This is a genomic window from Paraflavitalea soli, assembly GCF_003555545.1.
Taxonomy (GTDB): Bacteria; Bacteroidota; Bacteroidia; order Chitinophagales; family Chitinophagaceae; genus Paraflavitalea; species Paraflavitalea soli.
Genome location: NZ_CP032157.1, coordinates 3251524 through 3274112, shown reverse-complemented (window position 1 = coordinate 3274112; position 22589 = coordinate 3251524). Strand labels below are relative to the sequence as shown.

At 45.8% G+C, this 22589-nt stretch carries 15 protein-coding genes; 7 read left to right on the top strand and 8 right to left on the bottom strand.

Annotation, left to right across the window (positions count from 1 at the left end; all coding sequences use genetic code 11):
* The first annotated feature begins 64 nt into the window (after positions 1–64).
* Positions 65–847 carry a response regulator gene (locus D3H65_RS12040; protein ID WP_119050551.1) on the top strand — a complete coding sequence of 261 codons (783 nt, stop codon included), beginning with the start codon at positions 65–67 and terminating at the stop codon, positions 845–847.
* 108 nt (positions 848–955) lie between these two features.
* On the opposite strand, the gene D3H65_RS12035 is transcribed toward D3H65_RS12040, so the two are convergent.
* From D3H65_RS12035 to D3H65_RS12000, 8 genes are all read right to left on the bottom strand, one after another.
* The gene (locus D3H65_RS12035; RefSeq protein WP_119050550.1) at positions 956–3493 is read right to left on the bottom strand and encodes a zinc-dependent metalloprotease; all 2538 of its coding nucleotides are present in this window, start codon (positions 3491–3493) and stop codon (positions 956–958) included.
* An 8-nt stretch (positions 3494–3501) separates the two neighbouring features.
* Positions 3502–4374 (bottom strand): peroxiredoxin family protein, encoded by an 873-nt coding sequence (locus D3H65_RS12030; RefSeq protein WP_119050549.1) that lies wholly within the window; start codon positions 4372–4374, stop codon positions 3502–3504.
* A 155-nt stretch (positions 4375–4529) separates the two neighbouring features.
* On the bottom strand, positions 4530–6020 hold the full coding sequence (locus tag D3H65_RS12025; RefSeq protein ID WP_162915581.1) for a PKD-like family lipoprotein: 1491 nt from the start codon (positions 6018–6020) through the stop codon (positions 4530–4532).
* Positions 6021–6045: 25 nt separating this feature from the next.
* Positions 6046–6870: a DUF4843 domain-containing protein gene (locus D3H65_RS12020; RefSeq protein WP_245999732.1), complete on the bottom strand. Its 825-nt coding sequence runs from the start codon at positions 6868–6870 to the stop codon at positions 6046–6048.
* Between the two features lie 11 nt (positions 6871–6881).
* Positions 6882–8387, bottom strand: a complete 1506-nt coding sequence (locus D3H65_RS12015) for a RagB/SusD family nutrient uptake outer membrane protein (protein WP_119050547.1) — start codon at positions 8385–8387, stop codon at positions 6882–6884.
* Positions 8388–8398: 11 nt separating this feature from the next.
* Positions 8399–11794, bottom strand: a complete 3396-nt coding sequence (locus D3H65_RS12010; RefSeq protein ID WP_245999731.1) for a SusC/RagA family TonB-linked outer membrane protein — start codon at positions 11792–11794, stop codon at positions 8399–8401.
* A gap of 419 nt (positions 11795–12213) precedes the next feature.
* Positions 12214–13470 (bottom strand): FecR family protein, encoded by a 1257-nt coding sequence (locus D3H65_RS12005; RefSeq protein WP_119050545.1) that lies wholly within the window; start codon positions 13468–13470, stop codon positions 12214–12216.
* Between the two features lie 69 nt (positions 13471–13539).
* The gene (locus D3H65_RS12000) at positions 13540–14142 is read right to left on the bottom strand and encodes an RNA polymerase sigma factor (protein WP_162915580.1); all 603 of its coding nucleotides are present in this window, start codon (positions 14140–14142) and stop codon (positions 13540–13542) included.
* A gap of 217 nt (positions 14143–14359) precedes the next feature.
* Here D3H65_RS12000 and D3H65_RS11995 point away from each other — a divergent pair, with 217 nt between their 5' ends.
* The 6 genes from D3H65_RS11995 (at position 14360) to D3H65_RS11970 (ending at position 22581) form a co-directional block, all read left to right on the top strand.
* On the top strand, positions 14360–18100 hold the full coding sequence (locus tag D3H65_RS11995) for a two-component regulator propeller domain-containing protein (RefSeq protein WP_119050543.1): 3741 nt from the start codon (positions 14360–14362) through the stop codon (positions 18098–18100).
* Between the two features lie 9 nt (positions 18101–18109).
* Positions 18110–18859 carry a LytR/AlgR family response regulator transcription factor gene (locus D3H65_RS11990; RefSeq protein ID WP_119050542.1) on the top strand — a complete coding sequence of 250 codons (750 nt, stop codon included), beginning with the start codon at positions 18110–18112 and terminating at the stop codon, positions 18857–18859.
* Positions 18860–19243: 384 nt separating this feature from the next.
* Positions 19244–21268 carry a tail fiber domain-containing protein gene (locus tag D3H65_RS11985; protein WP_162915579.1) on the top strand — a complete coding sequence of 675 codons (2025 nt, stop codon included), beginning with the start codon at positions 19244–19246 and terminating at the stop codon, positions 21266–21268.
* A 49-nt stretch (positions 21269–21317) separates the two neighbouring features.
* Complete coding sequence (locus D3H65_RS11980) at positions 21318–21686, top strand: hypothetical protein (protein ID WP_119050540.1); 369 nt, start codon at positions 21318–21320, stop codon at positions 21684–21686.
* A gap of 27 nt (positions 21687–21713) precedes the next feature.
* The gene (locus D3H65_RS11975; RefSeq protein ID WP_119050539.1) at positions 21714–22136 is read left to right on the top strand and encodes a globin domain-containing protein; all 423 of its coding nucleotides are present in this window, start codon (positions 21714–21716) and stop codon (positions 22134–22136) included.
* 10 nt (positions 22137–22146) lie between these two features.
* Complete coding sequence (locus D3H65_RS11970) at positions 22147–22581, top strand: globin family protein (protein ID WP_119050538.1); 435 nt, start codon at positions 22147–22149, stop codon at positions 22579–22581.
* Positions 22582–22589 lie beyond the last annotated feature (8 nt).

Below are 22589 nucleotides of genomic sequence, written 5' to 3'. Positions count from 1 at the left end.
CGAAGGTTATTGCGTAATTAGCTAAAGGGTTGCAGCATACACCCCACAACCAATACTAAACGCAATGAATACGGCCAATCCTGTGATCTTACTGGTGGACGATAGTGAGGAAATATTGGATTACCTGTCACAGGACCTTACGGGTAAATACGAGGTCCGCACGGCAATGGACGGGTTGGAAGCATTGGACATTTTACAGCATCAGCCAATACACCTGGTTATCAGCGATGTGGTAATGCCTGGAATGGATGGGCTGGCACTTTGTTCGGCGGTCAAATCAAGTCCCGACCTGAACCATATCCCCGTTATTTTATTAACTGCCCAAAATGCCCTTCAATCAAAGATCCAGGGGCTTAAAACAGGCGCAGACGCCTATATCGAGAAACCGTTCTCATTAGACCATCTCTACGCGCAGATAGACAACCTATTGGAAAACCGGTTGAAATTAAAAGAATCCTATGCCAGGTCGCCCTTCCTGCCCATCAATAGCACCACCTACTCAAAAGAGGATGAGGTCTTTTGGAAGCAGCTAACCGGTGTGATCCTCGATAACCTGCGGGATACAGCGTTGGATGTGGAAAGAATAGCTGTTTTATTGAATATGAGCAAGTCTACCTTGTACCGCAAGATAAAATCACTATCGGGCATGTCGCCCAGCGATGTCATTAACCTGGCGAGACTGAAAAAGTCTGCCGATCTGATGAGTGCAGGCAATTTCCGGATCAATGAACTGGCCCGGGAAGTAGGTTATAAATATCCGTCCCAGTTCAGGCGCAATTTCCAGAAACAGTTCAAAATGTCTCCGGCTGACTATATTGAAAAGGTCAGGCGTGCGATCAGTATTTAAAATAATGCAAAAGGGCAAGGCGGTATGATCTCCGCTTTGCCCTTTTGTATTATTCGATTACACAAAAAGAAAGAAATGTACGTCCCTTGATTCGATCATTAAGGATCCTTACCTGATCAATGGCTCTCCATCTTTCAGCACCTTGTCAATACGTGCGATAATGTTCTGCAAATGGTCTTTGGCAAGTCCTTTTTGGAAAGGGATAGCCTGTGTAATGTCCTTCTTCAAGGACAGCAGGTGTGTTCGCATCAGGCCTTCCACATCAGCACCCGTAGGGTCGGGGTTGATGTATATCTGTGTCCCATTGCCATAGTTGCGGCCTACAAGCTCATTTACAGCCCGGAAAGCATGACAAGCTTCGGTGATATACATCCTTTGCAAGCCACGTCTGTTGACGTCTATTGGCTTGTGCGAATACAATTCACTCCATACACTTTTCTTGAGGTCATCCAGGAATTCGGCGCCGGTATACAGTTTTTTGTTCCTGAACCGGGTTTCATTCTTGATAAAGTTGATCAGGTTGCCCGATCCCAGCAGGCGAGAAAGGGCACCGGATTGCGCTACCTGGAAGTAAGGGTCAGGACTGGAACCAGTCAGGTCGAAGGAGTTATCGCTGGTCAGCCAGTCTGGAATATTAAACAGGTTGTTGTCCAGGAACTTCATAGCAGCTTTCTGTTTCTCATAAGGTACGGGCTCAAAAACGGGTCCATGTTGTTCTACACTCTTAGGCGTGGTGTAAATACCTCCTACACTTTTCCATACGTGTGCCATGTACAGCATGTATTGACGGAAAACCTGTGTACTGATTTCCCGCAGGTTTTCGTATCCTTCATTAGGCTCTTTGGTCCACTCAGCCAATTTAGGCAGGATGCGTTTCAGGTTTTTGAGGCCATACGTACTGGCCAATACAGCGTCATCACCTAAGTCTTCGCTTTGGTAACGGGGATCATAAGCGTCCATTTCAAAACCAAAGATCAATTGCTTGTTGCGGTTGAGGCTGTCAATGATCAGCTTGTTGAGGTAGGGCGTTTCCGCAGCAGGGCTGTCGAACTGTGGCAGCCAGCGGTAACCCCATTGGATGGCCCACTTGTCGTAGGCGCCGATACGCGGGAAAATTCCTTTTTCGGTGATATTGTCTTCTGGCTGCGCCACATAGTTAAAACGGGCATAATCCATGATGGAAGGGGTGTGCCCGTTCTCCTCTACGTACTTCTTGTCGCGCAGCTTTTCCACCGGAACAGTAGAACTGGAGGCAAAGTTGTGCATCAGGCCAAGGGTATGCCCCACTTCGTGGGAAGATACGAAACGGATCAGCTGTCCCATCAGTTCATCATCGAACTGCATGGTACGGGCTTTGGGATCGATAGCGCCTGCTTGTATCATATACCAGTCGTGAACAAGCGACATGATATTGTGGTACCAGTTGATATGCGTTTCGATGATCTCTCCACTGCGGGGATCGTGTACGTGCGGACCGCTGGCGTTGGCAATGGCAGAAGGTTTGTAGACGATCACATTGTGCCGGGCATCGTCAATGCTCCAGGTACTGTCGTTCTCCGGTGCACGTAATGCTTTGATGGCATTCTTAAATCCGGCCTGTTCAAAGGCTTTTTGCCAATCGTTCACACCAGCTATCAGGTAGGGCACCCATTTCTTGGGAGTAGCCGGATCGATATAGTAAATGATCGGTTTTTGTGGTTCTACCAGTTCACCACGCAGATACCTTTCCCGGTCTTCGGGCTTCGGCTCCAGGCGCCAGCGGGTGGCATAGTACTTTGACGCCACACGCTGTGGCTCGGCATCAAAATCTACCATACCCCTTGAAAAGAAGCCTACCCGTGCATCCGCATAGCGGGGCTTCATGGGCACCCTGGGTAAAAGCAGCAGGGAGCTGTTGACTTCATAAGTGGTAGGCAACAAGGAGGTGGGCGTGGCGGGCATATAAGTGCGTACCATCTTAACTTCCACATTGAGGGGAAAAGCGTTGAGACCGGCTACATACGACTTATCTGTTTGCACGCCGCCCAGCGATAGTCCCTTTCTTGCTTCCGGTCCAAAGTGGAAGATCTCATTTTCCGTTTGCAGGAAGGAGCTTACATCGATCACATACGTTATCCCTGCAACTCTGTCCCCGCCCAATGCTTTCACGGGAAAAGCGGCTACGATCGGTTGAAGACTGGAATTAACGACCGCCCTGTACAGGCCGTTTTCTGTACTGTCGGCCGACTTTTCGCGGAATATCATGCGCTTCATGAAGAGCCGGTTGAAAGGCCCCCTTTCGAAACGGATCACATTTTCGGCGATCTGGTCACCGGCATACACATTTACATAAGGCCTTAGACCGGCTGGCGCTTTCGAAATACGGTTCACTACCAGGATGTCGCGGTTCAGCAAACTGTCGGGTATTTCAAAGAAATACTGCTCTTCGATCTGGTGCACACGGAACATGCCGTTCTTTGTGATCGCTTTTTGGGTGATGACCTCTTCGTACTTCTTCAACTGACCGGGAGCGTTCTTTGCGGAATCAACTTTCGGAATGGTGTCTTTCACGGCTACAGCCTGCGCAGGTGTGTCTTTCTTTTGTGCAAGGCAAAACACGGGTACTCCCATCAACAGGAAGACGGGGATGAATTTGAGTTTATACATATCTATTATTAATGAGGGAACAATGCTTGTAATTTTTGCAACAAAGCTTCTCCGCGCAGGTTGGCCGCCACGATCTTTCCCTGCGGATCGAGCAGGAAGTTTTGAGGGATGGAGCGGATGCTGTACAATTTCGCGATGTCGCTTTTCCAGAATTTCAGGTCAGATACATGCTGCCATACCAGGCCATCCGCGTTGATCGCCTTTACCCAGGCATCGTGTTTGCCAGGCTGATCGAGAGAGACACCCAAAACAGTAAAACCTTTATCCTTGAATTGCTCATAAGCTTTTACCACGTTGGGATTCTCTTCGCGGCAGGGACCGCACCAACTGGCCCAGAAATCAAGCAGTACATATTTGCCCCGGAAGTCTTTCAGGTTTACCGTATTACCCGAAGTATCAGGTGCGGCAAACAGGGGAGCCTTCACGCCGATGCGTACTGCCATAAAACCGTCGATCGTTTTGCGAAGCGCCACCCCTTCTTTGCTGGTGCGTACTGGTTTATCCAATCCCTTGAACAGCTTGTCATAAATAAGGATGTCATTGGGGAGGGGCCCGATAGCATCTTGCAATGCCTCGATACTTACAGCATAATCGGGATGCGCCTTGATAAAGGCGATCTCCTGTGCCCTGCGTTCATCTCTGAGCTGCGCCCATTCATAGCGATATTGCCCCAGGCCGATCGTATCGTACTTCAGCTTTTTACCCTGTACCTCCAGGTACAGTTTTTGGCGTGCCTCCATCTTTTGATCTGCCGCTGCCAGCGCTTGTTTCAACTCCGCCTGTTGCTTTTTCACCAGCACAGAATCTATAGGGTCACTTTGGGCCAAAAGACTGCCAGTGCAAAGGCAGCAGGCTGCCAATGCAGGAAATAAAATGCTCATTGAGTTGTTGTTTAAAAAGAAGTAAGCAAATTAGATCGTTTAAGACCTGACAGATTTAGCATTGGCAATGTAGCCTGGCAAAATCTGTCAGGTCTCTCAGACTATATCCTGAATTCTATTCTGTATTCTGTATTCTGTCTCCTGTATTCTTCTCTCTAAAAGATCCGCGTACCGGCGCCTTTTTCCATATACATCATCGACGACACACGGCCTTCACCTTCAAAGTTGGCCTGTGGCAGTCCGGAAATAGTACCTGTTCCATTGATCGGATGCAGGTATATTTTATACCGCCCGTCCTTATAAGTAGCAATAGCGATCCTGCTTAAAGTAGAAGCGGGTGGCGGGTTACCAAGGGACTCCGGAAATTTGATATGCTGAATAGCTGTCACCGTTTCACCGGCAGGCAGCGTAAACAACAGGGTCTCCTGCAGAGAGCCAAAATCCGTCATATAGATCTTATCACCTACAGCATAGTAGATCACGTCATAATCATAATTGCCCCCAATAACGCTGGCCGACATAAGACTATGTTCCGGTTTCAGCGTATCCACTGCCGTAATTAAACCGGTGGAATTATAAAGCAACTGACCAGTCATGACATTTAGCTTGAATAAATAACCGGAATCCTGCGGATTGCGGAATAACAGCAGTGCTGCACTACGGGAACCTGCATAACCGTTCATCCACTTCAGGTCGGCCTTCATATTGCGTAGCTGGGCGCCATTGTTACCCAACTCTGTCAAATTGCTCCCGTCCAGGCAGAAAATATTTTTCGCCCGGGCATTCCAACATATACCTGCAGCGCCCACGGCAGTAATAGGAGAGATGTTGTCGTATACCTGGTTGTTGATGTTGACAGGCATGTTGCCGAACAAGGTGCCTTTACTCAGGAAGTATGCTTTATTATCATTGATCACGTAAAGCTGCGTGTTGGCCACAGGTTGGATCACTGCTTGCGGCTTACGGGTAGCAGGTTTAGTAAAGAACATATTGTCGAAGTTCATCACCATCGCACCATTGTCTATCCGGTAGATGGCAGCATCATTGGCCGAAAGCACCATAATGGTAGGAAAATAAGCGGTTGAAGTGGGCGTAGTTCTGAAAGAGGGCACAAACGACATTTTCACCGCGTTGCCATCCAGGCTTTTACCATTATTGAAATTAGCGATCCAGTTATCGATACGGCCCGTGCTGTGAATAAAATCCATATCCGTTTTACCGCCATTCTCCTTCAGCAGGTACCATCCATTCATGGTGAGTGTAGTGATGTTGGCCACCTTCACTACCTGCCTTACAATGCCTGTACTCTTCTCTTTGGCATTGAACACCAGGTAATAAACGCCTGGGGACTGCAATACTTCGTAGTTCAGGTCTTTGCTGCGGGCCAGTGTGTCAAACTTTACTGCTCCTTGTCCTGGAATAAAATCAGTAGACGCGAGCGTCCAGTAGAAATCGAAATTTTGTTCGTTTTCCACCACAGGATTGATCTTCAGAAAATCCTGGTGCGTAAATACAGTAAAGGTATCCTTCAAACCGCTCACTTTCAATGTAGCTATCGGCCCGGTAGTCCCGGTGCTGTCATCTTTATTACAGGCGGCCGCCAGCAATAACAGCAAGCCGGCTGCCAGGATATATATTGTTTTCATTGTTGTCATGATGATTGGTAATTAATTAGGGGAAAGTAACTAACGGACTGTTAGGGTCGCTCGTTTCACGCATGGGTGCTTTACCCGAACTGATATTGGCAGGATCGGTATTGAATGCTACCAACGCATCCTTCAATACAGACTTGTAATGTGCTGTTGCCCCTGCCGCAAGAATGGCTTGCCACCACGCTTCATCGATCCTTACCTTCAGCACATCAATTATAAATTGGTGCTTGGTTGTACTGTATTTCCCCAAAGTACCATAAGCGGTCGAAGAGTAACTATCCGTCAACCAGGAGGCAAAGCGTTCCAGCCGGTCAGAAAATACAAGCGTTTTTTGGATCGCTTTAGTTTCGCCGATACCAAATACGTCATTGGCTACCACCTTTAATCGCAACCGGTAAGAATTACTTTTCAGATCGGCATCCCGTAATAATATGATGGGTATACTATCATAGGCTTTATTGGCCCTGATCACCAGCAATGATTGCATAGCAGGATCATCGAACCCTATATAATGCTTGCCAGCTACCGCTTTGAAAGGTTTTTCTTTAACAACAGAGTCGGTGATCTTATTGGTTACGGGATCGCGAACATAGGTCACGTCATATTCCGTTACCTGCTCCAGTTTTACCTTTCTGTCCTTGTCGGTAATACCACCAATAGTATTCAGCCTTACGTACACTGTATCTCTCGTAACACTGGGTGCTTCATATACAAAAGTGATGCTCGCAGCAGCGGTATCGGCCATTTGAATGCGGGCTGTGTCCTGGTAAAGAAGGTAGTCGGCTTTTTTGCATCCTGCCGCAACAGCCAGCCCTATAATTATAATGCAGCTATATTTTTTCATCTGTAGAGTGATCACTTGTTAAGATAATTGTATTCACGATCAGGTTTGGGCACGATGTACCTCGCTACTGTAGCAGTATAATAGGCTGCCGTCCAGCTGGCGGGTAAGGTGGCTACATTGTAGCGCTTGTACGTAAAGAAGGTTTGTCCTTCTGCATAGAACTCACGTACATATTCCCGTATCATTTTGTTCTTCCGGTCGGCTTCCCACCCCGCGGCACTAAAGCCAGCCGTGAAAGGAATACCTTTCTTACTGCAATAGAAGCTATAGTAGCCTTCTGCATCGGCTTTGTTTTGCGCGCACTCTGTTAATATCAGGTACATTTCGCTCAGACGCAAGAGCGGTATCTGGTTGGTAGCGTCTAGGTCTTTCTGAGCAAACTTCTTGAGCCTCACGTAACTGGTTTGGCCCGTGCTCGTTTTGTATGCCCACATATTTACCCACCGGGCATCTGCCACTCTTTCTGCTACCGGAAACAGGTTGTTGAGGTAGTAATACCCATCCTGATAATTGAAATCCGACCGGGCCAGTAGACCAGGTTCACCAAGTACAGCCTCAGCCACAGTTTTCATATTATAAATATTTACAGCAGCGATATGCTCTGAGGGAAAGGAAGGATTACCCGCCTGCACATCGCTCAATCCCCCAAGTCTGAAAACAGGTTGACCGAAATGGTCTTTGGCGTCGATCACCAACTGTGCATATTTGGCCGCATTCGCGCGGTTAGAGGCGTCACGTGGGGCCAGCCAGTTATATACACGCGCCTTGAGCGCCAGCACTGCATAGTAGTTCATCCGTATCTGGCGGTACATATAATAATCATCCGAAACGGGTGGTATAGCGGAACTATTGAGTACCGGATTCAATTCCAGCAACGAATACAGCCTGATGGGATCTACATCTTTCAGCAGCGCTTCCGCTGCGTCCAGATCTGCCAGCACCTGCTTCGCAAACTCATCATAGGGCAACAGGACAATGATATCCTTTGATACTGCTTTCGCATAGGGTAATATCGGGCTGGTACCGGGGTTATCGGGCATAGTGCCGAAAAGGCGCAGTATGTCGAAATGGGCAAAAGCACGTAAAGTAAGCGCTTCCCCTTTTATCAAGGAGTAATTATCCTCCTGGAAGATATCTTTCTTTGCGTCGATCTTTTCCAGGATGCTGTTTACATCGGCTATTACCTTGTACTCTTTGGCATAGATCTTCTCGATCATGCTTTTTACGCTGGCGTCAGTATACGTGGCATTCACCAGGCTGTTGATATCGGCGTAGTTGCCCGTATTATCCCAGTTGCGTGCCAGGTATTCAATAGTGCTCCACGTCATCGACCGGCCATAAGCGTCATCACTTTTCAGATCGATGTAAGCACCTGTAAGCGCATCGCGAAAGCCCTTCTGGGTTTGGAACATTTCGTCTTTGGTGGTCTGGCCTTCAGGTTTTACATCGAGCCATTTTTTACAGCCTGTAAACAGCAGCGTACCTGATATGAATATGGTTAAACTGATCTTTTTCATGTGCATTCAAATTAAAAGGTTGCAAACAGGTTGAAACTTACCTGGCGGGTGAATGGATAGTCGAGACCGCGTTCCTGGCGTACAGAAGAGAGATAGAACAGTTCGCCCGTATTGACGGACAGGTTCAGGGCTCTCATGCCAAGGTTACGCAACAGCGCCCGGTTGGTAACGTCATAGGTCAGGCTCACGTTTTGACAAGTGAACGTACGCTCATCCTGTACAAAGCGGGAAGAAGGATTTACGGGCGAAAAATCATTCAGACCACGGAAAGCGACCTTATCGCCCGGCTTTTGCCAGCGGTCTGTATACACGCGGGAATCCACATTCAGCCATTTGTCGGCCTCCTCTATTTTATTGATCAGTGTTTCATTATAGAGCTGTCCGCCAAACCGGTAGCCGAAGGAAGCATTGAGCGTAAACCCTTCGTAGCGGAAAAGGGTGCTGAAATTACCCCGGTATTTTGGTTGCGATAGACCTACATTAACACGGTCGGCCGCATTCCACGTATAGGTCACTTCTCCAAACCTGTTGAGGAATAATTCCTTTCCGGTGCTGGGATCGATGCCTAATGAAGGCACCGCATAGATAGTGTTCTGCGAAGCACCCACGCGGATGATCTTATTAGGCGTATTGACAGTATAATCATATTGCAGCGCCAGCTTTTCATTGGCAGCTTTCAGTGCTTCCGACAGTTGCACGATCTTGTCTTCGTTATGCGCAATATTGCCGGTCACCGACCACATAAAGCGGTGACGGTCGTTGCGCAGGATGGTCACGCGCGCCATCAGTTCCCAGCCGCGCTGCTCCAGCTTACCGATATTTTCTACATAACTGGTAAAGCCATTGGAGTAGGGAAGCTCGATGGAAGAAAGGAGGTTATCGGTATTTTCTTTGTAATAATCGGCCTGGATGAATATACGGTCATTGAGAAAGCCGGCCTCCAGGCCAATATCTATCTTATTGGTTTGCTGCCATTGAAGGTCCGGATTACCAAGTGTTGACTGGGTAGCACCAACCCAGTTCTTGTAGCTGTTGCCGATCAAATAAGCATAGGTTGCCAGCGGCTGGTAGGCCGAAAATGACTGGTTACCGGTAATGCCATAGGATCCGCGCAACTTGAGGCGATTGATATAGGTATATTGTTTAAAAAATGCTTCGTTGTGGATGTTCCAACCGGCTCCTAATGAATAGAAAGGAGCAAAGCGTTTGTTGCTGCCAAATTGGGAGGCGCCATCTGTGCGATAGGTAAGATCAGCAAAATAACGGTTGTCGTATACATAGTTGGCCGTACCCACTACACCAACCCGGCGGGTAGTAGATTCGCTTCCGGCGGGAGCGCCACCCTGCTGGTATTGAAGCGCCCTGCCCAGGAAGTCGACCGTTTCATCGGGGAAGCCTTCTGCAGCGATCGAATAATTGGTGAATTTGGCTTCATTGATCTCTCCGCTAACGCCGATGGTCAATCCGTGGACGCCTGCAAACAGGTTGTAATAGTTAGCAGCTAAACGACCGCTAAAGTTGTATTCCTTTCCGGTGCTGTAGATATAACTTCCTTTCCGGAAAATATCTGCGGCAGCATATTGAGAGAAAGCAGAGTGGGAGGCTGGTTTAAAATTATCGCCCGTACTCTGCGTAGTGTTGATGCTGAGCCCACCGTTGAACGTGAGGTGCTTCACGGGTCTGTATTCGATCAGGAAATTCTCATTGATGTTGGTATAGGCGCTCTTATTGAAAGTATTCAACGTCGCATCGTACATGGGGTTGGCATAAGGCCGCGCGCCTTTTTGAGCTTGCTCCCAGTAATCGTAGCTGTAGGGTTTAAAAGTTTGAACGATATTCCCTTTCTCATCATAAGGGCTCCAGTAAGGGTTCAGCTTTGCATAATCAGCAAAAGAACCCCAGGGGCTTTCTTCACTTTTGGTGCTACCGATGCGCAGGTTATTGGTAAAGTTCAACTTATTGAGGCGATAAGAAATAGTAGCCGTACCATTCACTGTTTCACGGCCCGACCCTTTCATTACACCATTGATCTTGTTGAACTGTCCTTCCAGTGAGTAGCGAAAAGCAGCATCGCCCCCTTCCAGCCGCAGCGAATGGTTCTGATCGGTCTGTGTTTGTAATGGTTTATGCAGCCAGTCGGTATTCAATCCTCCTTCCACCAGGCCCAACACCTCATTGTAATATTTTTCTATCGCCAGCACCTGGTTGGGATATTTTGTAGGGTTTGCAAAAAAGCCGGAAACCTTTTCCAAAGCCAGTTTATCACGGGCATTCAACAAATGATAGCTGCTCAGATCGGGCAGGTTGAGGTTCACGCCACCCCTGTAAGTAAGCCTCAGCTTGCCGGCCTGGGGTTGCTTGGTGGTGATCACAATAACACCATTGGCTCCTTGTGAACCATATAAGGCCGTTGCAGAACCGTCTTTCAGCAACGTCACATTTTGGATCTCATTGATGTTAAGGTCCATCATGCGTTGCAGCGTGATAGGGAACCCATCCATAATGACCAGGGGCGCATTTAAAGCAGCCGACTGGTACTGGAATTGCTGATCGCGGATGGCCAGGTCGCCCGTATTGGATCCTGCCTGGAACTGGTCGATATTGGGCAGGTTCCTGTTACCACGAAGCTGTATCTCAGGTATCCTGTTCGGGTTAGAACCGGCCGCGTTATTGGTCACTACATAGAAAGAAGGGTCGATATTACCGAGGGTAACGAAGATATTACGTCCCTGGAATTCCTTTATTTCCTTTTCCGATATCACGCGCGTAGCACCTGTATAACTTTCTTTGGGCTTGTTAAAGATACCTGTCACTACTATTTCATCTATGATGGCAACAGCATGTTTCAGTGAGAAGGTAACCACCTTTGTATCCTTTTTCACCCTAAAGGAGGAAGGAGCGTATCCTACAAAGCTGGCCACCAGTACATCACCCGGCTCCGCTTCAATGGAGAAGGCGCCGGTTGCATCTGCCGTTACTGCTTTTTTGCCTTTGATAGTGATGGTTGCTCCCGACAGGGGAACGCCGGTACTATCCGTTACACGGCCTGTGATGAGCTGTGCCTGCTCAACGGGAAGAGCAGGCGGCTCATCACTTAAGGGTGCCGGAATAGCTGCTTGACGGGAAAGATGGATCGTCTTGCCCGAAATAACGTATTGCAATGGCTGGCCTTTCAATACAATGTTCAGGAAATCGCGCAAAGGCATATCCTGTACGGCAAAAGTTACCGGCTTCGTTTCCAAAAGCGTTCCCTTCTTGCTGAAGACAACATAGCCGGTTTGCTTTTCGATGGCAGCAAATACCTGTTTTAAAGTAAGTTCTTTGCCGGAGATCGTTACGCTTTGGGACAACCCCGTAGCATGGGCATGCACCAAAACAGTTGTTAGTAAAAAGACAGTCAATCTCATAATCCGCAGAATTTTCGTGACGTTGTGGCGTCCTCTGCGCTTAGGACCCCCGGAGGGTGCATAAGCTGGCTGGCCGTTGGCCGCAGCCTGAAAGGACAGGCCACAATCAGCAATTTTTTGCATAAATTGTGAACAGTTTTGGTTGTTAAAAAATGATAATACACACTCATTTGGATCGACCTGAACATCGCCGGAGGTGGAGCAAACACTTCCGGTTTGTTTTTATCAGGTATATCCATTATGTAAGCAGGGCGGTACTACAACTGCACCTGGGTCATTCATTGGTATTATATCAAGGCAATACGATCCCCTATTGGCTGTGTGTGGGTACACAGGCCATAGTGTCGACTCATAATGACAAGGGTATTTGTTAGACCAGGATAGGTTAGATTAAGATAGGATAGGTTAGGGTTATATTTTTAGGGAAGAACGATCAGCTTCCTGTTGTCAATGCGAAAATGAATATCAGATCTTTCGAGCATTACCAGTAAGTCTTTCAAAGGAACATCTTTGGTCATCTTACCTTCAAAGGAAATATCCGGTATGCCTTTTTCATAGGTGATGTCGATATTGTACCAGCGTTCTACCTGGCGCATCACCTCGGCCAGTGATGCCCCTTCAAAGTTGAACAACCCGTTTTTCCAGGCCATGATCTTGTCAATATCGGCATTGTTGATCACCTTGATGATTGCTTGTGTTTTTGAGGAAACAGGTTTTGGGGCAAGTGGTATCTGTGCCTGCTGGCCGGGTTTCAATACCACCATATTTTGATCCGGGTTAATGACACGTACACTGCCTTTTAATAAGGTAGTATTGATGGCCTCTTCATTATCATAAGCATTCACATTGAAGTGCGTACCCAATACTTCTATAGCAGCTTTTCCATTCACACTCACTTTGAAGGGCATATTGGCATTGTGCGCTACTTCAAAATAGACTTCTCCTGTTATAGCTACCCGTCGTTCATTGCCGGCAAAGCGGGTAGGGTATTTGATCGAACTCCCTGCATTGAGCCAAACACCCGTACCGTCGGGTAAGGTTAACTGGAACTGGCGTCCATGGGGTGTGGTCATGGTGTTGTATGTCAATTCCGAATCGTTATGCTGCACAGGTTTATAGGCCAGCTTGCCGTCCTGTAATATTACCTGTGTGCCTGTTTGGTCCGCTACTACACCATTGCCCAGGCTGTCCAATACTACCTGCGAACCGTCGGCCAATGTAAGCACCGCGCCGCTTTTTCCCGGGGGAATATGCGTGTTTTGAGCAAGGGTAGGGCTAGACCTTGTTTCCTCTTTGGCAGAGCGAATCCATAGATAAGCCCCTGCTCCCAGCAGCAGGATAATAGAAGCCGCTGCCCAGCCCCACCTGCGCAGGAAATGTACCCGGTGAACGACAGGTATGCCAGTTGGCAGATCAACTACAGCATTGCCGGTTTCCATCCCCGCAGCGCCGGTAATTTTCTGTGCGCCTCCTTCCAGCCGGCTTTTCCAGAAGGCAATATCATCTGCAGTAGAAGGTTCAAATGTTTTCAGATGGTGCTCTATATAAGAAACCACTTCTTCATCGTGGTTGCCCGCCCGCAACAGGGTAAACAGCTGGTCTACCTCGCCGGAACTGGCCTGGCCGCTGGCATATTTTTCCAATAATGCAATGATATGTTGACTATTTGCAGCCATAGATAAAGAGGGGTCGGTACAACCTCCTGTGATAATAGACGATCGGGAAGGAGGGAAGTACCAAAAGATTTAAGAATTATTTAAAATTAAACATAGCACCAGCAGGCCGGTGATATCTCCATGGTCCAATAAATAAGTGCGGATATTTTGTAATGCGAGGTTGAGCTGGTTGCGGACTGTATGGCGGGAAAGGCCCAGCTCACCGGCAATCTCTTCATAACTCAGTCCCTGTTCATGGCGCATCCTGTACACCAGTGCCCGCTGCGCCGGCAACTGCTCTACGGCTGTGCGGAACAGCTTTTCGCTCATTTGATAATCTACCTGCTCCTGTGTGGTATTGGTATTTGCCTGCTCTAAATAGCGGGCCATATGTTGCTGCAGTTTGATCTCATGTTCCTGGCGTTTGAGATGATCTTTGGCCCGGTTGGCGATCATGCGGTACACAAATCCTGCCGGGTATTCGATCTCTCCGATCGTTTCCCGGATAGACCATAGTTTCAGAAAGGTATCCTGCACCAATTCTTCTGCCCAGAGATCAGAACCCAGAAAACGGGAAATATAGAGCGCCAATTTAACCGCATACGCTTCGTAAAACGTAGCAAATGCCTGCGCATCGCCTTGGGCAATGCGCTGAAAAATCAATCTATCGCTTTGTAAGTCGCTATTCTCCAATACTTTAATATTATTATCAGGGGAGTCGTTTGTAGGAATAAGGAGACTTAAAATTAATCAGAGTTGTGAATATTATACTATCAAAGATGAAAAAAGGCAACTGTAATGCCGTTTACTACCTCAGGTGCGCATGTTACACGAATAATTCCGCCATTTACTACAAATTGAGGCAATACTACCATGCGTTCTATGTATTAGTGGTATCTTTTCGCCTGTAATGTATTCATTTACACATAATAATACCCCCAGAAGAGTTGGCGTTCCTGCCTTGGTATTCTTTTTTGCGCTCTATGCCAACGGGGTTTTAGCACAAAACTCCGATTACCTGTTTAAGCATATTACCACCACCAATGGATTGGTAAGTAATCAGGTCTCCGCTGTTATACAGGACAGCAAAGGCTATATGTGGTTTGGAACGCAGACAGGGTTGCAGCGATATGATGGTAAGCGCTTTATTACTTACCTGTCAGATGTGCGTGATCCCAATGCTATGCAAAGTGATTGGATCAGCACTATTTTCGAAGATAGTAAGCACCGGTTGTGGATCGGATCATCCATTGCCGGGCCATGTGTGTTAAACCGGAGTACCGGAATAGTATACAATTTTAATTTACATCTGCCTGCAGGGGGTAAAAAGATCAACGGCGTCTGGCAGTTTTTAGAAGATATGCAGGGCCGGATCTGGCTATCCGCTCACGATGGCTATTATAGATTTGATGAAGGGAGCCAGCAGTTTCAGTCAATGAATACATGGCTGAATATGGCCCCCAATGCCGCCCCGAGTACTATTTCATTGGATAAAAAGGGCAACCTTTGGTTTGCAACCACCAAAGGTATTAAGCAATTGATCGTTCATACCAATACCTTGATCGATGCGGATCATAATGCTGAACAGCTGCCCATTTTCAATAGTAAAGACGCAGTAAGTCATATAACTTTCGATGATAGCAATAATATATGGATAAGTACCGGGTATGATCACTATATCTACAGATACTCAGCGGCAGGGTACAAGATAAAGACTTATTCCTTTACAAGGGTAGGCCAGGATCATAGGAAGGGGTTGCCCCGGCAGAAGGAATTTCTTGGTGGACTCTTCCGTTGTAGCAATGGCCTGCTTTTGCTGCCTTTGCTTTCCCGGGGATTGGCCATCTACGATCCTGTGGCTGATAGCTTTACTGTCATAAACGCTTCCAATCAAACATCCGGGCACTTGCATGTGCAGCCCAACGCCTTTGGTAGCATTGTACTGACAGAAGACAAAGAAAAGAATATCTGGATAGCGACGGATGCAGGTGTCAATGTATTTAATTTACAAAAACCGCCTTTTATTACTTACGGGCTCAATAATCCTTCTGCCCTGGTACCCCAATCTGAAGTGTCTGACTTTTTGCAAACCAGTAACGGGGATATTTATTGCAGTAATTATTATGTAAACGGAGGTATTACCCAATTCGATCAGTACATGCATGTGAAGCGGCATTTTTTGTGGAAAGGGAAAAGTGATTACAATGCCGATGCCAACCAGTTATGGGGTATTTTCCAGGATAAGGAGGGGATTATATGGGCGCCTAACCAGGCAGGACATATTTTGCAGCTCAACACAAAGAACAACAAGGTTACCATCTTAAAAGACAGCTTGCTATTCGGTTCCATAAACCAGATAAAACAGGATGCTGAAAACAATATATGGCTCGCCCACAATCGAAAAGGTCTTATCAAAATTGATGGCAGTACCAGGAAGATAAGCCTGTTCGATGGTTTTTACAAAGTAGAGCCAGGTTCAAAAAGAAGAGTAATGTGCCTGCTCTTCGACAAGGAGAAAATATGGGTTGGTACTTTACATCATGGCTTACAATTGTTTGATAAAAAGTCGGAAAAATTTACAGAAGCCTATATGCTGGATGAGAAGAACAGGCAATCCATCAGCGATAACAATATTATCGGCCTGCTTGAGTATAATCAGGATACTTTAATTATTGCGACCAACGGAGGCATTAATTTCTTCGATAAAAAAAAGAAAACGTTTTCCGCTTTACTGAGTAAAGATGGACTGCCGAATAATCTCGTTCAATCGATCATACTGGATGATAACAGAGATCTGTGGGCTGCATTTGCGGGAGGGTTGAGTAAAATAAACATGCAAACCCTTAGCATTACCAATTACGATGCCAATGATGGGATTGTAAATGACAGGTTTAATCACTCTTTCTTCAAGTTGAAGGATGGGCGGTTGATGATCGGGGCAGAAAAAGGGTTTTTAGTTTTCGATCCGGCAAAGATTACAGCGGCAAAAGCGCCTGTCGATGTAACGATTACAGGATTTAAGGTTTTTGGAGAAAATGTATTCGTCGATTCATTGATCAATACAAATCATCCTGTTTCCTTGTCCTATCTGCAGAATAGCTTTCATATAGAATTGGCGAGTTTACAGTTTAATGCATCCAATAGGATAAAGTATTATTACCAGTTGGAGGGGATTGATAAGAACTGGGTGCCCGTTGATGAAAGCCATACCGTGCATTATAACCAATTGCCTTCAGGTAATTTTCGGTTTAAAGTAAAATGCGCAAATCCGGATGGCCTTTTTAGTAAAAATGTCACCACCTTGAATATCCGTATCATTCCTCCATTCTGGAAAACATGGTGGTTTATATGGATAGTAGCTTCCGTTGTTATTATTGGTTTATTTGTCATTATTAAATGGCGGGAAAAGAACATAAAGACACTGGAAGCCGGTAAAACACAATTGCAGAAGCTTACCGCAGAGAATTATAAAGCACAGTTTGAATCCGAACAGATCAGTAGCTTTTTCACCACGTCGCTCCTGAATAAGACAGAGGTAGATGATATTTTGTGGGATGTTGCCAAAAATCTAATTGGTAAACTGGGGTTTGTGGATTGCATGATCTATTTATGGAATGATGATAAGACCAGGATGATCCAAAAAGCTGGTTACGGGCCCAAGGGTTCCCTGGAAGAGTTGGTTAAAAACCATTTTGATGTATTGCCAGGACAAGGGGTAGTAGGCGCCGTGATCCAATCTGGTGAAGCTATATTAATACCTGATACTTCTATTGACCAGCGGTATCGTGTAGATGATATGAAAAGATTTAGTGAACTATGTGTGCCGATAAAATACAATGAACAAATAATTGGCATCATTGACAGCGAGCACTATGAAAAGAACTTCTTTACAAGGCAGCATCTGCAGGTTCTTACCACCATTGCTACCCTGGTAGCCAGTAAAATAAGATCCATTCAGGCAGACCAGCGTCTGCGTTCCCAAAGAGAACAGCTGGCCCACGTGAACGACCGGTTGGCAGAAGTGCAGCTGGCGGCCTTGCGTGGGCAAATGAACCCCCACTTTATTTTCAATGCGCTCAACTCTATAAAGAAATTTATAATAGCCAATGAGCCAGCCAATGCAGAAAAATACCTGGGTAAGTTTTCCAAATTAATTCGTTCTATTTTAGACAATAGCCGTTCCGGTATGGTAACTATAGATAAAGAACTGCAATTGCTGGTATTGTACCTCGACCTGGAGCAGCTTCGGTTTGGGACAAAATTAACGTACAATATTACAGTAGATAAAAACATCAGGGCTGCGGATATCCAGATTCCCTCCATGATCATTCAACCTTTTGTTGAAAATGCCATGTTGCATGGTATCATGCACCGGGAAGATGGAGGGATGGTAGATATTCATTTTGTATTGCATGGGGAATGGCTTGAAATCACCATTGAAGACAATGGGGTAGGCAGGGCTAAGTCGGCATCCTACAAAAGCAGCAATAGCGAACCTCACCATTCTATTGGCATTGAAGTAGCGACGAAAAGGCTGGAGGCATTAAAAAGAAATGAAAACACGCCTGCCGGCATTTCTATTATTGACCTGGTGGATGAGGCAGCGGAGGCAAAAGGAACAAAAGTGGTGATCGAAATACCTATTTATTAAGATATAATCATGATACGAGCTATTATTATTGAAGACGAACCCGGTAGCCGGGAATTGCTGGGATTAATGCTTGACCGGTATAAAGAAGACCTTACAGTGATAGCGGCCTGCAGCAATCCGACCGACGGTATAATTAGTATTGCCGAACACAAACCCGACCTCATTTTCCTGGATATTCAAATGCCTAAAATGAATGGCTTTGATATGCTGAAGAGCATCGGTAATATCAATTTTGAAGTGATCTTTACCACGGCTTATGACCAGTATGCCATCAATGCCATACGTACCAGTGCACTGGATTATTTATTGAAGCCCGTGGATGAAGAAGATCTTACTGCTGCCATAGAGAAATGCAAGGAGAGGATGGTGGAGAAAAGAACAAAGCTTCAGTTTGAGACCTTATTCAATAACCTTAGCAATAAGAATCCATTGGATAAAACGATTGCCTTGTCTGGGTTGGATGGTATTAGCTTTGTTAAAATGTGTGATATTTTGAGGGTGGAAGCCAATGGCCGCTATGCTAAGTTTCACCTGTTGAATAAGGAAACGATCGTAGTCAGTAAGACCCTGGGTGATTTTGAAGAAGTATTATCGGCCAATCAGTTTTTCCGTATTCATGACTCTTCCATTATTAACCTTAACCACGTCAAAAAGTACATTCGTGGGGATGGAGGTACCGTGCTGCTTTCCGATAATACAGAATTGGATGTAGCAAGAAGGAGAAAGGAAGAATTCATAAAATTGATGCCCAAACAGTAAACTACCAATTACCGCTCACTACGCTACCTGCCCCGGCTAACTATTTTCATCAGCCTTAGAGTACATGCCTCTTTTTTCAACACCTGCCATCAATAGCTTTGTTGAAATTATAAAGAGAGAAACATGTTTAAGATGAAAAAAAATATACTTTCCCTTGCACTGATGGTAGCAGGCTACAGCGTTTCCTTTGGGCAGAATGTAGGCATTGGTACGCTTACTCCCGATGCCTCCGCCTTATTGGAACTGAATACGACCACCAAAGGGTTTCTGCCTCCCCGCATGACCGCAGCGCAAAAAGCACTGATCCCATCGCCCAAGGCAGGGTTGATCGTCTATCAAACGGATGCTACCCCAGGTCTGTACGTTTACAATGGTACTGCCTGGGTGGCTGCAGCCGCCTCCGGCGTTGCATTGACTGGTTGGTCCACAACAGGTAATGCAGGTACTATACCCGCCACCCATTTTATAGGTACCACCGATAATATTCCTTTAAAATTCCGGGTCAATAATATCCCCTCAGGGGAATTGAATGCTACCAATGCCAATATGGCTTACGGAGTGTATGCATTAGCAAGTAACACGACAGGTGCAGAAAATACAGCTATTGGTTATAATAGCTTAAATAAAAATACACTTGGCGGTGCTAATACGGCTGTTGGAGTAGCAACGCTTTATAGCAATACAGCTGGTTCCGACAATACTGCATTAGGATTTGCAGCATTATCAGCAAATACAACGGGGATTGAGAATGTGGCCGTTGGTTTTTACTCCTTGAATTCAAATATAACGGGTAATAACAACGTGGCGCTGGGTAAGTATGCTTTGTTCTTAAATACGGCAGGATTCTCTAATGTCGCGGTAGGAAAAGGCGCCCTGCAGTATAATACCAAGGCCTCCAATCTGGTGGCTATTGGCGATTCTGCTTTATTCAACAATGGAAGAGGTGGCGCCCAGGGTACTCAGGGAGAGGGAAATACAGCAGTTGGTTCTAAAACTTTGTATGCAAATACGATTGGTACGGCCAATACAGCCAATGGCTACCAGGCGCTATATTCAAATACTTCTGGCATAGAAAATACAGCCATTGGTTATAACAGTTTAGGTAAAAATACGCTTGGCGGTGCTAATACGGCTGTAGGCGTAGCAACGCTTTATAGCAATACAGCTGGTTCCGACAATACTGCATTAGGATTTGCAGCATTGTCAGCAAATACAACGGGGATTGAGAATGTGGCCGTTGGTTTTTACTCCTTAAACTCAAATATAACGGGCAATAATAACGTGGCGCTGGGCAAGTATGCTTTGTTCTTAAATACGTCAGGATTCTCTAATGTCGCGGTAGGGAAAGGCGCCCTGCAGTATAATGCAAAGAGCTCCAACCTGGTGGCCATTGGAGATTCCGCTTTATTTAACAACGGTAGGGGTGCGAATAACCCCGGGCTTGCTATTCGAAATACTGCAGTGGGTTCAAAAGCATTGTACCAGAACACTACAGGCTTTGCTAATACAGCGCAGGGCTTTGAAGCGCTTCATTCTAATAGTACAGGCTTTAATAACAATGCTTTTGGTTTTAATGCGCTTGGCGATAATCAAACAGGCAGCTACAATGTAGCCGTGGGACAATCTACTTTGGCTTTCAATATTTCCGGATCTTATAATACTGGAATTGGGCAATATGCGCTCATTTTTGGTGAGAACGGTAGCTTTAATTCAGGCATTGGGGCACTTACCAAGGTCGCTGCTGATAATTTAACAAATGCCACAGCAATAGGAGCTCAGGCAGAAGTGGCTTGCAGTAATTGTTTAGTGCTTGGTTCTGTAAAAGGGGAAAATGATGCTGATGCCAATGTTAAGGTGGGTATCGGCATTACCGCGCCGTTGGCCGATCTGCATATCAAACAAAACAAAGAAACATACCCGGTAAATGGTGGCGGACTCAGGTTGGAAAGAATGAACACTACAGATCATTGGGATATTGCTACAGATAATACAAGCGATCTTGATTTTACCTACAATGGCGTTGCCCGGGGATACATTCATCATGTGACGGGAGCATATACAATGACATCTGATAGCAGGATGAAAAAGGATATTAAGCTAATGACTCCTGTACTTCCGCGTATCATGCAATTACAGGCTAAAACTTATCACTACCTGGATAATAAAAGTGATGATATACTTTCCTATGGTTTTATGGCACATGAAGTAGAAACAATATTCCCTGATTTTGTTACCACAAAAGGCAAGGATGGCTTTAAAGCAATAGCCTATCAAAATTTTACGGTGATAGCTGTCAAGGCCATTCAGGAACAGCAGACGCAGATAGACCAGTTGAAAGAGGAAAACAAAATACTCAAAGACAGGCTGGATAAATTGCAAACTGCCATGGAGAACATGCAGCAGAAATAGCCGTATCCTGAACCTTACATACAATTAAAAACAAATTCATTTGTTAGTTATGTCAAATATCAAAACAGTTATTGAAGAGTGGTCCGTAAAGGACCTCGAAGATGGTTCCGCTATAAATGTCAGCGTACTTGGGTGCACCGAATTGGGAAACGAAGCCAGGCCCGGTGTGCAGGTTTGTTACATGGGCAATATCATCAATTTTGAACCATTGGCCGTAGAGCGTTGGGCGTATCAGGCCCATAAAGCAGGCGTTACTGCTTATTTGCTGGAGGCAAATAGCTGGATGGTTCATGAAGATCAGTATGTAAAAATATATTTACTGACAGAGGCGCCGCTGAAGGTGAAAGTTGAAGTCAAAACCCGTAGTTCAAAACCCGTCATTAAAGAATATTCGCTTCCCTTTGAAACGGGCGAGTAAAACAAAGTCACATGAGAAAAATCAGTTATGAACACGTCTAATTTTGAATTGGTCAGGAAGAGTTGGATCTCCATTTCCAAAATAGATTATGAAGTTGTTTGCGGTACATTTTATATCCGGCTTTTTCAAATAGCACCAGAACTAAAAGGGATGTTTAAAAATACATCGATGACCGAGCAGTCCATTAAACTGGGCTGTATGCTGTCCTATATTATTTCAAAGTATGAAAGCATGGATGATGTATTGCTGGAAGTAAAAGCACTTGGCGAGCGGCATCAAAAATACGGCGTAAAGGATGAGCATTATAAGGCGGTTGGAGAGGCATTGTTATGGACATTAAAGGAAGGATTGGGCGAGTATTGGAATTTCGAATTGGCCAATGCCTGGAAAGAGTTTTATGAAACACTGGCCGCTAAAATGAAGAGTGTATCACTAATCAATAGCCATTAAAACAAATTATATGAAAACAAATAACATTGACTTGGTAAAACAAACCTGGTCCCTGGTTGCTCAAATAGAAATGGAGACCGTAGGCGGATTGTTTTACAATCGCCTTTTCGAACTGATGCCTGAAGTAAAGCCTATGTTCAGCAAGACCCCGTTGCCTGAGCAATCAAAAAAACTATTGACCATGCTGTCCTATGTGATCTCCAAATTGGATAAGCTCGATGAAATAATGGATGAAGTAGCAAAGCTGGCACAGCGGCATACCAAATACGGTGTAAAGGACGAACATTATGCCGCGGTAGGCACTGCTTTGTTATGGACCCTGGAAAAAGGGTTGGGTGACCAATGGAATGATAGTGTCAGGTTAGCCTGGACGGAAGTATATACAACCCTGGCAAATGCTATGATGGAAGTGCAGCAAGAAGAAGCCGGAAGGTTGCGGGCATAGGCCGTTTT